Annotated in this window: 6 protein-coding genes; 3 read left to right on the top strand and 3 right to left on the bottom strand. The window is 69.8% G+C overall.

Annotation, left to right across the window (positions count from 1 at the left end):
• Positions 1-13 precede the first annotated feature (13 nt).
• Positions 14-3,112, bottom strand: a complete 3,099-nt coding sequence (locus OG214_RS33910) for a discoidin domain-containing protein (RefSeq protein WP_405986881.1) — start codon at positions 3,110-3,112, stop codon at positions 14-16.
• Between the two features lie 516 nt (positions 3,113-3,628).
• Between OG214_RS33910 and OG214_RS33905 the strand changes: the two genes are divergently transcribed.
• On the top strand, positions 3,629-4,804 hold the full coding sequence (locus OG214_RS33905; RefSeq protein WP_363085609.1) for an acyl-CoA dehydrogenase family protein: 1,176 nt from the start codon (positions 3,629-3,631) through the stop codon (positions 4,802-4,804).
• 734 nt (positions 4,805-5,538) lie between these two features.
• Positions 5,539-6,963: a flavin monoamine oxidase family protein gene (locus tag OG214_RS33900; protein ID WP_405986880.1), complete on the top strand. Its 1,425-nt coding sequence runs from the start codon at positions 5,539-5,541 to the stop codon at positions 6,961-6,963.
• Positions 6,964-7,123: 160 nt separating this feature from the next.
• On the opposite strand, the gene OG214_RS33895 is transcribed toward OG214_RS33900, so the two are convergent.
• The gene (locus tag OG214_RS33895; RefSeq protein WP_363086355.1) at positions 7,124-7,996 is read right to left on the bottom strand and encodes an NAD(P)-dependent oxidoreductase; all 873 of its coding nucleotides are present in this window, start codon (positions 7,994-7,996) and stop codon (positions 7,124-7,126) included.
• Between the two features lie 168 nt (positions 7,997-8,164).
• Here OG214_RS33895 and OG214_RS33890 point away from each other — a divergent pair, with 168 nt between their 5' ends.
• Positions 8,165-8,776, top strand: a complete 612-nt coding sequence (locus OG214_RS33890; protein ID WP_405986879.1) for a TetR/AcrR family transcriptional regulator — start codon at positions 8,165-8,167, stop codon at positions 8,774-8,776.
• A 125-nt stretch (positions 8,777-8,901) separates the two neighbouring features.
• On the opposite strand, the gene OG214_RS33885 is transcribed toward OG214_RS33890, so the two are convergent.
• Positions 8,902-15,477 carry a thioester reductase domain-containing protein gene (locus tag OG214_RS33885; RefSeq protein ID WP_405987685.1) on the bottom strand — a complete coding sequence of 2,192 codons (6,576 nt, stop codon included), beginning with the start codon at positions 15,475-15,477 and terminating at the stop codon, positions 8,902-8,904.
• Between the last annotated feature and the right edge of the window lie 165 nt (positions 15,478-15,642).

Here is a 15,642-nt window from a genome sequence, read left to right as displayed (position 1 = left end):
CCTCGGAGGGGGCCTAGTTCCAGCCGGAGAGTCCCGCGCCGTAGGGATAGAGCGGGTTGCCGTAGGTGGTCGGCACCGGCTGGCCGGCGTCGATCTTCGCCCTGATGTCCGCGCGCTCGGCGTCCGTGGCGCCGAGATCGTAGGGAAGGTCCCACTTCTCGTTCGCGTCCGCCTGCACATCACCGCCGCCCGGCTTCAGGATCTGGTCGAGGCTTCTGGGCAGCTGCCAGGGAAGCTTGCCCTTGGGCGTGTAGTCGCCGAAGAGCAGGGAGGCCGTGGCAGGTCCCACCTCCTCACCGCCCCGGTAGGTGACCACGATGGCGTCCGCCAGACCGTTCCACTCGCTGATCACGATGGGCCGGGGCAGTGTCAGCACCACGACCACCGGAATCCCCTGGTTCTTGAAGTTCTGGATCAGGGCGAGCTGGTCCGCCGGCAGATGCGGCTGGAGGTTCGGCCATGCGGTGGCGTGGGTGTAGGAGGGCTCGCCCACGGCCACGACCGCGAGCTTGGGCGACGGTCCGGTGTCCTGGTAGACATTGACACCGGCGGTGGAGGCCCTGGCTCTGATGGCTTCCAGAGTGGTCTGCGAACCGTAGTTGGGGTGGAAGTAGCTGGACCAGATGCAGCACGCGGCGCCGTCGGTGGCACGGGCACCGGCCACCACGATGTTGTCACCGCGGTTGAGCCTGACCGGGAGCACACCGTTGTTCTTGAGCAGTGTGTTGGACTCGCGCGCGGCCTGGTTGGCCAGCGCGACATAACTGGGCTGGTGGAAACGGTAGGGGCCGTTCACCGGGTCGCCGTAAGGGCTCTCGAAGACACCGAGCTGGAACTTCAGCCGCAGGACCCGGGCCACCGCGTCGTTGATCCGGGCGAGCGGCACCCGGGCCTGGAAGTCCGCCATGGTGAACCCGGTCGCGCCCGGGTCGGCTCCGCCCATCACATCGGACCCGGCGTTGGCCGCGTTCACCCAGGCGCCCGAGGGCAGCCAGTCCGTGGTGATGAGTCCGGTGTAGCCGAGGTTCTGCCGCAGATACGCGAGGATCTTGGCGCTGTCACCCGCGCCGGGACCGCCCGGGTCGAGATAGGAACTGCCCGCGTACCCCGGCATGATGTTGACGGCCCCGGCCTCCATCGCCGCCCGGAACGGAATCATGTGGTACTTGATGGTCACCCCGTCGTAGACGATGCCCGCCTCGCCGCCGGCACCTTCCCCGGGCCAGTGCTTGACGGTCGCGAGGACCGAGGCGGGATTGAGTTCCGGTCCTCCCTGGAGACCGGCCACCAGGGCCCGCAGCTGGGCCGCCACGACATCGGCGTTCTCGCCGCCTCCCTCCTGGATACGGGGGTAGAGCACCTTGGTGCCGACCTCCGCGAGCGGGGAGAGCGTTCCGCGCGTGCCGACCTCCAGTTGCTCCTTGCGCTGCATGTCGCCCAGCTGGTGATCGAGCGCGTAGTTCCTGTTCGCCGCGAGCGTGCTCTGCAACGGATAGGTGGTCTGGTAGCCGGCGGTGGTGTCACCGGCGGAGACCGGCGGAATGCCCAGTCTCGTGGCCGCCGTGGAGAGCAGGATGTCATGGAGATCGGCCGGCTGGGCCGGTCCGAAGTGCCAGCCGGACCTCGGGAACGACTGGACGTTGTAGAACATCTGATAGGCCTTCTCCTCCGGCGTCATCCTGCCGAGGAGATCACTGACCCGGGTCTCGACCGGCTGACGCCAGTCCTCGTACGGCTCGATGGTCCCGTTCCTGTTGAGGTCCCGGGCGCCGTTGACGATGCCCACGCCGTCGTCGACGGTCTCGACGGCGGGCAGATAGACACTGAAGGAGCGGATGTCGGAGGTGGTCTTCGCACCGGAACCGCTCACCGCGACGACGAACCACTTGTAGGTCCACCGGTCGGTGATGTCCCAGGTCGGTGTGTAGGTGGTACCGGTGGGTTCGGCGACCTTGGTGTAGAGGTCGAGCAGATTGCCCGAGGCGGCGAAGTCGTAGTCGGTACGCGTGACATTGAGCCACAGCTCGTAGCGGACGGCACCCTGGACGGGCGCCCAGGAGAACGCGGGCCTGCGGGTGTTGGTGATCATGGCCCGGTCCGCGGGCGCGGACAGCGCGAACTGGTTCAGGGCCGCGGGCGCCTTGGTGGGACCTGAGAGCAGGGGCGCGGTGGCGGAGGAGCTGTCGACGGAACCGAAGACCTGGAACTCCCACAGCGAGAAGCCGTAACCGGTCGCCCGTACCGTGCCGTACACCCGCACGTAGCGGGCCTTGCCGGTGATGTCCAGCTTCTCGACACCGCCCTGCCCTGTGGCGGTGGTGTAAACGGTGGACCAGGTGGAGCCGTTGTCGGACAGGTCGATGTGATAGCCCCTGGCGTACGCCGACTCCCAGTTGAGCTCGATGCCGCTGATGGTGGCCGACCCGCCGAGATCCACCTGGAGCCACTGGTTGTCGGCGAACTGGCTCGACCAGCGGGTGTCGTTACGCCCGTCCAGCGCCGCCGCGGGCGCGTTGGCGCCCTCCCAGGTCGAGGCGGACACCTGCTTGTAGGCGGAGATGGGTGTTCCGGAGGGACCGCTGCCGGTGCCGCCGGTCGAACCGTAGACCTGGAACTCCCAGAGGGAGTAGCCGTAACCGGTCGCCCGTGCCGTGCCGTACATCCGCACATAGCGGCCGGAACCGCTGACGGTGAGCGTCTGGCTGCCTCCGGGGCCGGCCGTCGTGGAGTGGATGTCGGTCCAGTTCTGGGCGTCGCCCGACACCTGGATCTTGAACGAAGTGGCGTACGCCGTCTCCCAGTTGAGGACGACGGAGCTGATGGCAGCGGTGGCACCGAGATCGATCTGGAGCCACTGCGGATCGGCGGCGGCGCTGGACCAGCGGGTCCCCGCGTCGCCGTCGACGGCCGCGGAGGCGGGGGTGCCGGCGTTCTCGATCGAGGAGGTCGTGACGGGTTTGCCCTGCGACAGCAGGGTGTCGGCCGCCTCCGCGCTGCCGGCCGATGTGCCGACGGTGCCGCCCATCGCGAGACTCAGCACGGCGGCCAGGGCGATCAGCGGTCTGCGGCGCCGGGCGTTTCCACGTGCGCGTAAGAAGGACAGGACGCTCATACATGTCTCCACGGGGTGCGGTGCGTGTCCACCACAACGCCGTGGCACGGTCAGCGACGGCACGCGAGGGGTGGCTGTCGGTGGCTCCGGACTCAACGCTCCGTGACGGGAACATCGTCGGAGAGCGCTCTCCCGTGAGGGTGCCCGCGTGGCTGACCACTGTCAACCCTTGTCACACGGCACCCGGATACGCGAAGCCGTCACGGCACGGCACCCATCGATGCCGTCGAAGCCCGCCGAACACCCACAGCGGCGGGGCATTCACCTCATGGGGAAATTCTCCCGGTGTCGGACGGTCGATGTATTCGGCCGACAGGAAGCGCTTTCCACGGTTATCAACCGACCCTCCATCATTCGGTAACCGGATAATGACGGCGAGGCTGATGAAGGATCAATTACCGGAGCATGACCGGACGACGGAAGCAACTCCCATACCCCGCCGGTAGGGTGACCCGCGGCAGTTGTCGAGGGAACGCTGACCTCGATCTACACATTGTGATGATTGGAGGAGGCAGTATGACCACATCCCAGGAGAACCTCGCGGTGGTGCTGGATGCCATCAGGAAAATCTCTCCCGCGCTACGGGAGAACAGCAAAACCGCGGAGTCCCAGCGCTGGATAACGGAAGAAAGCATCGAGCTGCTCAAGGAGGCCGGTGTCTTCCGTGTCGCGGTCCCGGAGCGTTTCGGCGGACTGGACCTTCCCGCGGCCGACCAGGCAGAGGTCCTGTCCGAGATCGCGCGGAGTTGCGGTTCGACCGGCTGGGTCGCGTCGGTCTGGATGTCCAGCACCTGGATCGCGAGCCTGTATCCGGACAAGGCACAGGAAGAGATTTTCGCGAACGGATCGGTCCGGATCTCCGGCGGTTTCACTCCGTCCGGAACACTCAAGGCGACCGACGGCGGGTACATCCTGAATGGGAGCTGGCGTTTCAACACCGGCGTCCGGGGAGCCGAATGGAACATATGCGCCGCCATGGCGGAGCTTCCGGACGGAGAGCATGAAGAACTCTTCGCGATCGTGCCGATCTCGGAGGTCTCCGTCGCCGACGACTGGGACACCTTCGGCGCGGCGGGAACGGGAAGTGTCACCTCCACGGTGAAGGACGTATTCGTCCCGGCCCACCGTGTGGTCGACGCGACGGTGTACGACGCGTCGACCCGTGACCGCTGGAACGCGGACATCAACGGCCGTAACTACAATCTCATCAGTTACATTCTGGCGACCTGCGCGCCGGTGTACATCGGACTGGCGAAAGCCGCGCTCGATCTCTTCGTCGAGCGGCTCCCCGGCAAGGGCATCACCTACACGGAGTGGACGGAGCAGAGCCTGCACCCGTACACCCAGGTGCAGGTGGCGACGGCCGCGAACAAGATCGCCGCGTGCGAGGCGCTCCAGCGGGTCTGGCTGGAGAGCATCCAGAACCGGGAGGACGCCGGCGAGAAGATGACCGTCGAGGCCAAGGCCGCCGTACGCGGTCAGGTCGGTTATGTCGTCCAGACGGCCAAGGAAGCGGTCGAGGTCCTGTACAACATCAGTTCCGCCTCGACGATCGCCCGCGCCAACGCCTTCCAGCGGGTCTACCGGGATATCGCGGCCCTTTCGCTGCACGGTCTGCTGACCCCCGTCAGCTCGCTGGAGGCACATGGCCGAGTACTCCTCGGACTGGAGCCGGGTACGGAGTACATCTGATGCCCGCCGGCGTGCATCCCGCCCTCTCCGGCCCCTGACCCGTTCGTATTCCGGCCCCGCGCCGCAACTGCCGGTTCCCTGATCCATGAGTGCCCCCGGTCCTTCGACCGGGGGCATTTGTGCTGCCGTCGGGCATTCGGGACACGGAGCACGACGGCGGCACCGTCCCCGACCCCAGAGAGTGCGTTCCGCTTCCCAGAGAGTATTTACGCGAAACCTGAATGTGCGGAAAATTACCGGGCAATGAGCGGCCATAGTCCACTCGGTGACAGGCGCCCTTTACAGTCTTGGACAAGGCTTCGGCGCAAAGAACAAGGACGTTTTGCGCCGAGCCGTGCACGGGGGGAACAGCAATGACCAGACAGATCCGGGAACACCCCGGAAGCACAGAAGACGAACACTTCTCGCACGGCGGTCCCGTCCGAAGGCAGTGCGGCCTTCCACTCGATGACGTGATGCCTGCCTCTCACCGACTTACGCTCCGTTTCCTGGGGGAATGACGGCGCGCGACTCATTCGGCACCCGCTCATCCACGCAGAGCGCCGAGACATAGGCCACAGACACCGTGACGACGAGCTGCCGCAGCTCGTCTCCGGTGTGCCTCTGCACCGCACACGGACCGACGGGCCATGGCATTCAGGACATCAGCCGATGCCGTACGCCCGTCCGATCCGGTGTGCGTTCCTCCGCCCGATGGCGAAAACCCGACAACCAACATCAGTGGAGTACTTCGCATGTCTTTCCGTGGCACTGAATCCAACGGTCCGGCCGAGCGCCGGTTCGACCGCCGCAGTCTTCTCAAGGCAGCCGGCGCGACCGCGCTGACCACCTCGCTCATACCGGCCACGGCCGGTGTGGCACGGGCCAAGGAAGCCGCGACCGTGGACGCCATCGTCATCGGCGCCGGATACGCGGGCGGCACCGTGGCGAGAGAGCTCGCTCTTCAGGGTCTGAAGCCGCTCGTGCTCGAAGCCCGCAACCGGATCGGCGGCCGGATCTGGACCTCGACCTTCGCCGGCGCGCAGGTCGAGGTCGGGGGGAGCTGGCTCGGTCCCCAGCAGCCCCTGATCCACAAGGAACTCCAGCGCTACAACCGGAGCACCTTCGAGGACGTCGTCGCGGAGCAGCTGGTCCTGCCCGGTGACCAGGGCTTCGAGGTCCTGCCTCCCGAGGACGCGTTCGCCACTCTCGGTCAGCTCTGGGGAGAGTTCTACGCGGGCTCGGAGAACTACTTCGAGCGGCCCCAGGAACCGCTGTTCCGCTCGGACCTGCTGGCGTCCGTGGACCCGCTCTCGCTGTCCGACCGGCTCGGGCAGCTCCAGCTCTCGCCGACCGAGCTGAAGTGGCTCAACAGCGAGACGTCCGTGTACTCGGGCGGGCCCAGCACCCGGGGCGCGCTGACCGCCATGGCCCAGTGGATCCAGCTCTCCGGCGGCTCGTACGGCACCTACTCGACCACCATGAGCCTGCGGCCCGTGGGCGGGATGACCGCGGTGCTCCAGGCCATGTTCAACGAGTCGCAGGCCGACATACGTCTCAACTCCCCGGTCAAGAAGGTGACCGAGTCGGGTGGACTGGTGACGGTCGAGACCACCGCCGGTGCCAAGTTCGTCTCGCCGGTGGTGGTCGTGGCCACCCCCGCCAACGTGTGGAAGAACATCACGTTCAGCCCGGGGCTGCCCGCCGCGCACACCCAGGCGACCACCCAGGGCATCGGTGTGCCCCACGCCACCAAGATGTGGGTCCAGGTGCAGGGGAACGTCCCGGCGACGGCCGCTCAGGCGGGCGAGGGATCCCCGATCCTTATGATGGTGCCGCAGCAGCAGCTCGCCGACGGCCGGTTGTTCATCTGTTTCACCGGTCCGTCGCTGAACGTCAGCAACGCCACGGATGTACGGGCGGCCGTCCAGCAGTTCCTTCCCGGCGCCACGGTCCTCCGCTACCAGGCGATGGAGTGGGCCAAGGACCCGTACGCGGGAGGCGGCTGGGGTCTGCGCCGGCCCAATCAGCTTCTCCAGCTCTTCCCCGCGATCGAGCAGCCGCACGGCCGGATCGTGTTCGCGGGTGCCGATATCGCGACGGGCTGGCACGGCGCGTTCATCGAGGGAGCGATCGAGTCCGGCTTCCGGGCGGCCCAGCAGGCGGCCGCACTGGCCTGACGGACCGGACGGACCTGACGGGACTGACGCACCGTCACCGGCCCCCACCGACGGCCAGGTGAGGCGTCGCGGGAGTCGCTGAGAGCGGGACCGGTCTCCGGACCGGGTCCGGGTCTCCGGGGAGCATGCCCCCGGAGACCCGGGCCGGGTGTCCGGGAGATCAGACCGCCGGCTTCTTGAGCACCTCGATGAGGCTGGAGAAGCTGTTCTCGGCGAAGCCCTTCTCCATGCCCGCCTTGAAGATCTCGGCGACGGCGGCGGGCAGCACGGTGCTGACGCCCGCGTCCTGGTGCGTGTGCAGGACGTGGTCGACACTGGCCGCCCCCATCGCGAGCCGGTCCACGTCGCCCGGGTAGTCCGCGGAGTCCACGTGCTGGGCGTACAGCTCCAGGAAGTGCGGCATCATCGACGTCATCATCGTGGCGTAGGGCAGCAGTTCTTTCGCCGAGACACCGTTGGCCTGGCCCAGCGCGAGGGTCTGGTAGTAGCTCAGCATCGTGGTCCAGAAGATGGTCATCTGGGCCTGGTAGTACATGGCCGCGAGGCCGGCGTCCTCGCCGCGGTAGTCCGCGTTGGTGAGGACCTTCAGGGTGTCCTCATGGGCGTCGAAGACGTCCTTGGGACCGCTGTAGTAGGTGGAGGACTCGGGCTTGCCGATCAGCGGCGGCGGCACCTGCACACCACCGGTGAGGTGCTTCGCACCGTGCTTGGCAGCCCACTTGGCCGCCTCGCGGGCCTTGTCCGGGGTGTCGGAGCTGAGGTTGGCGATGACCTTGCCGGACAGGGAGCCCGTCACCGGCTCAAGAATGGCGTACACCGCGTCGTAGTCCGTCAGGCTGAGCACGATCAGCTCATTGGCGCTGAGCGCGTCCTCGACGGTGGGAGCCAGTACGGCACCCCGGGCCACGAGCGCCTCGGCCTTGCTGGCGGTCCGGTTCCACACGGTCACCTCGTGGCCGTTGTCCAGGAAGGTGTTCACCATCGCCTGGCCCATCGGGCCCAGACCGATGACCGTTACCGACTGCTTGCTCATCTGGAGCTCTCCTTGATTCAGCACGTGTGAGCCGCGCTGCCGCCGCTCAGGCATGGGGATGGATGGAGCGGCGGCAGGCGACCAGCTCGATTCACTAGAACGAGCGATCTATCCAGTGACAATGTATCAGGCTTCCAGAACGATCGCTCTATCAAGTAGATTGATGACATGGAGACCAAGCCGCAGGGTGTGAGCGCCACGGACACGGAGGCCGCTGTCGGCACGCGCGAGCGCGTGGTGCGCGCCGCGTCACGGCTTCTCCAGCGGCAGGGGTACGAAGGCACGGGGATCAAACTGATCGCCCGGGAGGCGGGGGCCACGCTCGGTTCCGTCTACCACTTCTTCCCCGGCGGCAAGGAGGAGCTGGCCGTCGCGGCCATCCAGCACGGCGACCAGGAGTTCGCCGACACGCTGAGGACCGGGCTCGACAGCTCGGACGATCCGGCCGTCGCGGTGGAGAACTGCGCCCGTCTGCTCGCCACCGCGCTGCGCGAGTCGGACTGGACCGACGGCTGCCCGGTCACGGCGACCGCCCTGGAGACCCTCGGCCGCACGCCCCGTATCCAGGAGGCCTGTTACGCGGCGCTGCGGAACTGGCAGGAGGTGCTGTCCGCCAAGTTCCGTGACTGCGGCTTCGGTGAGAAGGAGTCGGAGGATCTCGCCTGCACCGTACTGGCCTCCCTGGAAGGGGCCGAGGTGACCTCCCAGGTCTTCCGGAGCGAGCAGCCTCTGCTCACCGCGGGGCGGCACATGGCCCAGCTGATCGGGTCCCGGGCCTAGAGCGAGTTTCGTACGCACGCGACTTCCGTACCCACGGCCGCGTGAACGGTCATGTGAACGGTCATGTGAACGGCCGGAGGGGGAGTGTCCTGTCGGGACGCTCCCCCTCCGGCCTTTGAGCGTGGTCAGCCGGCTGCCGGGAAGTGTCCTTCCTGTACGAAGAAGTCGACGTACGTGGCGAACAGTTCCTCGGTCAGCGGCGGGCACTCGATCCCCGTGCCCTCCAGCGCCGCCTCCGTCTCCGTGGTGTCGATGGGCGGATAGAAGGCGTCCGAGTCCGCGGTCATCATCTCGAACGCGTGCAGGAGCGGCAGCAGCGCGTTGGTGCGGTCGGCCCGCACCGCCGCGCTCCACTCCTCCCGGCCCATGTCGCGCAACCGGTAGCCGAGGCCGCGCAGTTGGGACACGCAGTCGGACAGGCTCAGAGAACTCCGGTTGAAGAGATGGAAGGTGCCGCCGGCCGTCTCGGGCCTGACGGAGATCCCGATGATGGCCGCGCTGACGTAGTCGACGGGCAGGAGGTGGAAGCGGCCCTCGGTCCCGGACGGCACGGCCTGCGCCTGGAGCAGCCCCTTGAGACTGAGCCAGACGAAGTCACGGGTCTGGCAGGCGCCGTTGCGCCGGTCACCGGAGATCACGTCCACGCGGTAGACGGAGACGGGTATCCCCCGTTCCCTGGCGAGCCCGACGATCTGCTCGGCGACCCACTTGCTCTGGAGATATCCGCTGGGCAGCGCCTCGGCCGGGCCGGTGGGATCGGTCACCTTGAGCGGTACGCCGGCGGTGACGGGGCCGTCGAAGACGCCCACCGTGGAGACATAGTGGACGGGGACCGTGCGATGGCGCGCCGCCAGCCGCAGGATCTCCTCGGTGCCGCGGACGTTGGCCGCCCGCAGCGCCGTGTACGGGTGGAGCCAGTGGACCGTCGCTCCCGCGTGGTAGACGACATCGGCCGTGCGGGCCAGCGAGTCGAAGACCTCCGGAGCCAGGCCGAGTCCTTCCTCGGCGAGGTCACCGACCAGTACGGAGAGCCGGTCGGGGTCGACGGCGTCCCAGACCCGGTACCACTCCAGGCTCGCGCGCAGCCGCTCGTACGCCGCCGCCTCGTCCGCTCCGCGTACCAGGCAGTGGATCCGTGCCTCCGTGGTGAGCATCAGATCGCGCAGCAGGAACGCGCCGAGGAAGCCGCTCGCTCCCGTCAGCAGGATCTCCCGCGGATCCGCGGTGGGGCTCACGGTCTCGGCCGCGGGCCTGATGTCGTCGGCGAGGCGGATGTCCGCCGCGTGGTCGACGGTGTCCGGGGCCGCACTCCCTGAGCCGGAGCCGGCTCCGCCGCCCGCCGCGAGGATCTCCGTCAGCAGCCGGGCGGCCAGGGCCCCCGGGGTCGGATGGTCGAAGACAAGGGTCGCGGGCAGCCGCAGACCGGTCACGGCGGCGAGCCGGTTACGGAGTTCCACCGATGTGAGCGAGTCGAAACCGAGCTGGGTGAAGGGCCGTTCGGGATCGATGCTCCGGCCGGCGCCGTGCCCGAGCACCCCTGCCATGGCGTCGAGCAGTGCCTTCAGCACCCTCTCCCGCTGCTCCGACCCGGTCAGACCGGCCAGCCCGTCGGCGAGACCCGCCCCGTCGTCGGCGGCGGCGCGGGCGACACCGCGTACCGGGGTACGGACGAGGGAGCGGAGCACCGTGGGCACCTGCGGCTGTCCGCGGAGCACCGTCAGGTCCAGCGGGGTGGCGACGGCGTCGGGGTGGCCGAGCCGGAGCGCGAGATCGAGCAGCGCGGGGCCCTGCTCGGTGGCGACCGGGCGGAAGCCGCTGCGGGCGATACGCCGGAGATCGGTCTCGGTCAGTCCCCCGGTCAGTCCTGAGGTCTGCTCCCACAGGCCCCAGGCGAGGGAGACGGCCGGCAGTCCCTGGGCGGCGCGGTGCCGGGCGAGCCCGTCGAGGAAGCTGTTGGCGGCGGCGTAGTTGGACTGGCCGGGCCCGCCGATCACGGCGGCGACGGACGAGAACAGCACGAAGGCGGTCAGATCCAGATCGCGGGTCAGCTCGTGCAGATGCCAGGCGGCGTCGGCCTTCGGCCTCAGCACACCGTCCAGCCGCTCCGCGTTCTGCGCCGCGACCAGTCCGTCGTCCAGAACACCGGCGGTGTGGACGACCCCGGTCAGCGGATGCTCGCGTGGCACGCGTGCCAGCAGCGCGGCGAGCGCCTCACGGTCGGAGACATCGCATGCCTCGACCGTGACCGTGGCCCCCAAGGCCGTCAGCTCCGCCGTCAACTCGGCTGCCCCGGGGGCCTGTTCTCCACGGCGGCTGACCAGAAGCAGATGGTTCACACCGTGCTCGGTCACCAGATGCCGGGCGAACAGTCCGCCGAGGGAGCCGGTGCCGCCGGTGATCAGCACCGTACCCCCGGAGCCCCAGACGGGTTCCGGGCCGATGTCGCCGCGCCGGACGCGGGCCAGACGGGGCAGCAGAACCGTGTCGTCGCGAATGGCGGCCTGGGCCTCACCGGTGGTGAGCAGACGGGAGAGCAGCGCGTCCGTGGTCGCGTCCAGGACCGTGGTGGCGTCGGACGGCAGATCGACGAGGACGATACGGCCGGGCGCTTCGGACTGCGCCGAGCGCAGCAGCCCCCAGGCCGCCGCACCGCCCAGATCGGTGACGTCGTCGCCGTCGGAGACCGCCGTCGCACCGGAGGTCAGGACCACCAGAGGGACATCGGAGAGCCGCTCCTCCGCGAGCCACTCCCGCACCAGTGCCAGCGCGCGGCCGGTGGTGTCGCGGACCGAGGCGGTGGTGTCGCGGACCGAGGCGGTGGTGTCGGCGGTCCCGTCCTCGGAGGCGGGCCTGTCCTCGGAGACGGTCCCGTCCTCGGAGGTCAGATGGACGCGTACGGCGTCGACCGGCGCGCCGGAGGCGATCGCGGCGGCTGCCTCGGCGACCGTCGCGTAGCCGGCCGTGGCCCGCCCCGCGCTGTCGAGCGGGGCCCACCGGACTCCGGTGCCGAGGGCCGGCGGGAGGGGGTACGGCTTCCACTCCATCCGGAACAGCGCGTCATGGGGGCGGGTCCTCGCCGAGGCGAGGCCCTCGGTGTCGAACGGACGCACCGTCACGGCGTCGGCCTCCGCGACGAGCCGCCCGGTCGGATCGACGAGTCGCACCGCGAAGGTGCCGCCGTCCGCGGGGGATCCGTCCACCGGGGAGAGCCGGGCGCGAAGGGTGGTGGCGCCGGTGGCGTGAAGACGTACGCCCCGCCACCGGGCGGCCGTTCCCGCGTGTGCGGCCGGACCGCCGGCACGGGCCGTGGGGCCGGTGAGCAGCAGCGGCTGGAGCGCGGCCTCCAGCAGCGCGGGATGCAGCCCGTACTCGGGGGCCCGCTCCGCCAGGGCGGCGGGCAGCACGATCTCGGCGAACAGGTCGCCGCCGCGTCGCCACAGTCCGGTGAGGCCCTGGAACGCCGGTCCGTACTCGGTGCCCGCTTCCGCGAGGCGGAGCCGGACATCGGCCGCCGGGAGCGGTTCCGCGTCGGCCGGCGGCCACTGCGGCGCCGTCCCGGGAGAGGGCACCGGGGTGAGCGGGCCGGAACTCAGCAGGCCGTGCGCGTGCCGGACCCATGTCGCGCCGGTGCCGTCGGGCCGGGAGTGGCAGGCGAGCGCGCGGTGCCCGGACGCGTCGGGCGCGCCGACCGTGACCCGCAGATGGACACCTCCGCCGGCGGGCAGCACCAGCGGCGTTTCGACCGTGAGGTCGTCCAGAGCCGTGCAGCCGACCTCGTCGCCCGCCCGTATCGCCAGCTCGACCAGCGCGGCGGCCGGCAGTACGGCCGTACCTCCCACGGTGTGCTCGGCCGGCCAGGCGTGGGTGCGCGCCGACAGCCGGCTGGTGAACACCGCCTCGTCGCTCTCGTCCAGCAGCAGGGCGGCACCCAGCAGCGGGTGTTCGGCCGGCTGGAGGCCGAGCCCCGAGGCGTCCGTGGGCGACTCGGCGGTGTCCACCCAGTAGCGCCGGTGCTGGAACGCGTACGTGGGCAGTTCCACCGTGCGGGCCCCGGTCCCCGCGAAGAACGCCCGCCAGTCGGGCCGCGCCCCGGTCGTGTGCAGCAGTCCGAGCGCGCCGGTCAGACCGCGCGGCTCGGGCTGGTCACGGCGGAGCAGGGCGATCGCGGTGGTGGTGCCCGGCCGGTCCGTGAGGACGCCTCGGGCGATCGCGGTGAGAACAGCGTCGGGACCGATCTCGACGAAGGTCGTCGCGCCCTCCTCGTGGAGGGTCGTCACGGCCTCGGCGAACCGTACGGCCTGCCGGATCTGGGTCACCCAGTAGTCGGCGGACCGCAGTTCGTCCCCGGTGGCGGTCCGGCCGGTCAGTGTCGACACCACCGGAATCCGGGGGGCGCTGTACGAGACGCGCTTCGCCGCCGTACGGAACTCCTCCAGCATCCCGTCCATGTGCGGCGAGTGGAACGCGTGGGACACCGTCAGACGGCTCGTCCGGGACCCCAGTCCCTCGAAGTGCCGCGCGATCTCCTCGACGGCCGCGGTGTCACCGGATATCACCACGGAGGAGGGTCCGTTGACCGCCGCGATGCCCGCTTCGTGCTCACGGCCCACGAGCAGCGCGGCCACCGCCGGCTCCGCCGCGCCCACCGCCACCATCGCACCGCCCCTGGGCAGCGCCTGCATCAGCCGGGCGCGGGTGGCGACCAGCCAGGCGGCGTCCGCCAGATCGAGCACACCCGCCACATGCGCGGCGGTCAGTTCGCCCACCGAGTGCCCCGCGACCGTGTCGGGGGTCACCCCCCACGACTCCAGCAGCCGGAACAGCGCCACCTCGAAGGCGAACAGGGCGGGCTGGGTGAAGCCGGTCTCCGCGAGCAGCGCGGCCTCGGCCGACCCCTCCACTGCGAACATCACCGGCTTCAACGGGCGTTCGAGATGAGGATCGAGGGCCGCGCACACCTCGTCGAGCGCCTTCGCGAACGCCGGATAGGACTCGTACAGTTCACGTCCCATCCCCGCCCGCTGGGCGCCCTGCCCCGAGAACAGGAACGCGGTCCGGCCCGACGACCGGACCGCGCCCAGCCCACCGCGCCCCGGCAGGCCCTCCGCCAGCGACCGCAGCCCGGCGACCAGTTCCGCACGGTCCGCGCCCACGACGGTCGCGCCGTGGTCGTGTGCGGTACGGGTGGTGGCCAGGGAGAGGCCGATGTCGGCGATGTCCACGTCCGGACGCGTCTCGGCGTACTCGGACAGCCGCGCCGCCTGGGCGCGGAGAGCGTCCTCGGTCCTCGCGGAGACCGTCCAGGGCACCACGGGCAGCGTCTGTGCGGTGCGCTGGCGCTCCCCGGCCGCCTCGCCGTCCTCGGGTGCTGGCTGTTCGAGGATGACATGCGCGTTGGTCCCGCTCACCCCGAACGCGGAGACGGCCGCGCGCCGGGGGCCCTCCGCGCGGGCGGGCCAGGCGCGCGGGCGGGTGAGGAGTTCCACGGCCCCCGCCGACCAGTCGACCATGGGCGTCGGTTCCGTGACATGCAGGGTCGCGGGCGCCACGCCGTGGCGCATCGCCTGCACCATCTTGATCACACCGCCCACACCGGCGGCGGCGACGGTGTGACCGATGTTGGACTTCAACGAGCCGAGCAGCAGCGGCTGTTCGCGCCGCTGCCCATAGGTGGCGAGCAGGGCCTGTGCCTCGATGGGATCACCGAGCCGCGTCCCGGTGCCATGGGCCTCCACCGCGTCCACCTCGGCGGCCGTCAGACCCGCGCTCGCCAGCGCCTGCCGGATCACCCGTTCCTGCGAGGGACCGTTCGGGGCCGTGAGTCCGTTGCTCGCGCCGTCCTGGTTCACCGCGCTGCCCCGTACCACCGCCAGCACCCGGTGGCCGTTCCTGCGGGCGTCGGCGAGCTTCTCGACGACGAGCAGGCCGACGCCCTCCGACCACGAGGTCCCGTCGGCCGACGAGGAGAACGACTTGATGCGGCCGTCGGGGGCCAGCCCTTTCTGGCGTGAGAAGTCCACGAATCCGCCGGGTGTCGCGGTGACGGTGGCGCCGCCCGCGAGCGCGAGCGCCGACTCGCCCCGGCGCACCGACTGCACCGCCAGATGCAGGGCGACCAGCGACGACGAGCACGCCGTGTCCACCGACAGCGCGGGGCCCTCAAGACCGAAGGTGTAGGAGATCCGGCCGGAGGCGACGCTGCCGAGCTTGCCGGTCATCAGATAGCCCTCGAACTCCTCGGGCCCTTCGAGTCCCAGATAGCTCTGTTCCACCACACCCGCGAAGACACCGGTCCTCGACCCCTTGAGCGTGGCCGGGTCGATCCCGGCGTTCTCGAACGCCTCCCACGCCGTCTCCAGCAGGACCCGCTGCTGCGGATCCATCGCCAGTGCCTCACGCGGGGAGATACCGAAGAAGCCGGCGTCGAACAGCGCGGCTCCTTCGAGGAATCCGCCCTCCCGGGTGTACGAGGTGCCGGGCTCCTCCGGGTCGGGGCTGTAGAGCGCCTCCAGGTCCCAGCCCCGGTCGGCGGGGAATCCGCTGATCGCGTCCGTGCCGTCCGCGACCAGCCGCCACAGATCGTCGGGGGAGGTCACCCCGCCCGGGAACCGGCACGCCATTCCCACGATCGCGACGGGCTCCTCGCCGGCTGTCTCCAGCTCGGTGATCCGCTCGCGCGCCTTCTGCAGATCGGCCGTCACCCACTTCAGATAGTCGACCAGCTTCCGCTCTTTGGCCTCGGCCTGCTTCTGCTCATTGGACATGTCTGCGGACATGCGGAATCAGTCACTCCTCGATACGGCAAGATGCCTGGAACGCGGTACGGGCGTGGCGTGGTGGGGCGTGGCGTGGTGGAGCGCCGGACG

Origin of the sequence: Streptomyces sp. NBC_00872, assembly GCF_045161915.1 — a bacterium.
In the GTDB taxonomy this organism is placed as follows: domain Bacteria; phylum Actinomycetota; class Actinomycetes; order Streptomycetales; family Streptomycetaceae; genus Streptomyces.
Note: the sequence above shows the minus strand (reverse complement) of the source record. Positions and strands in the feature narration are given on the sequence as shown.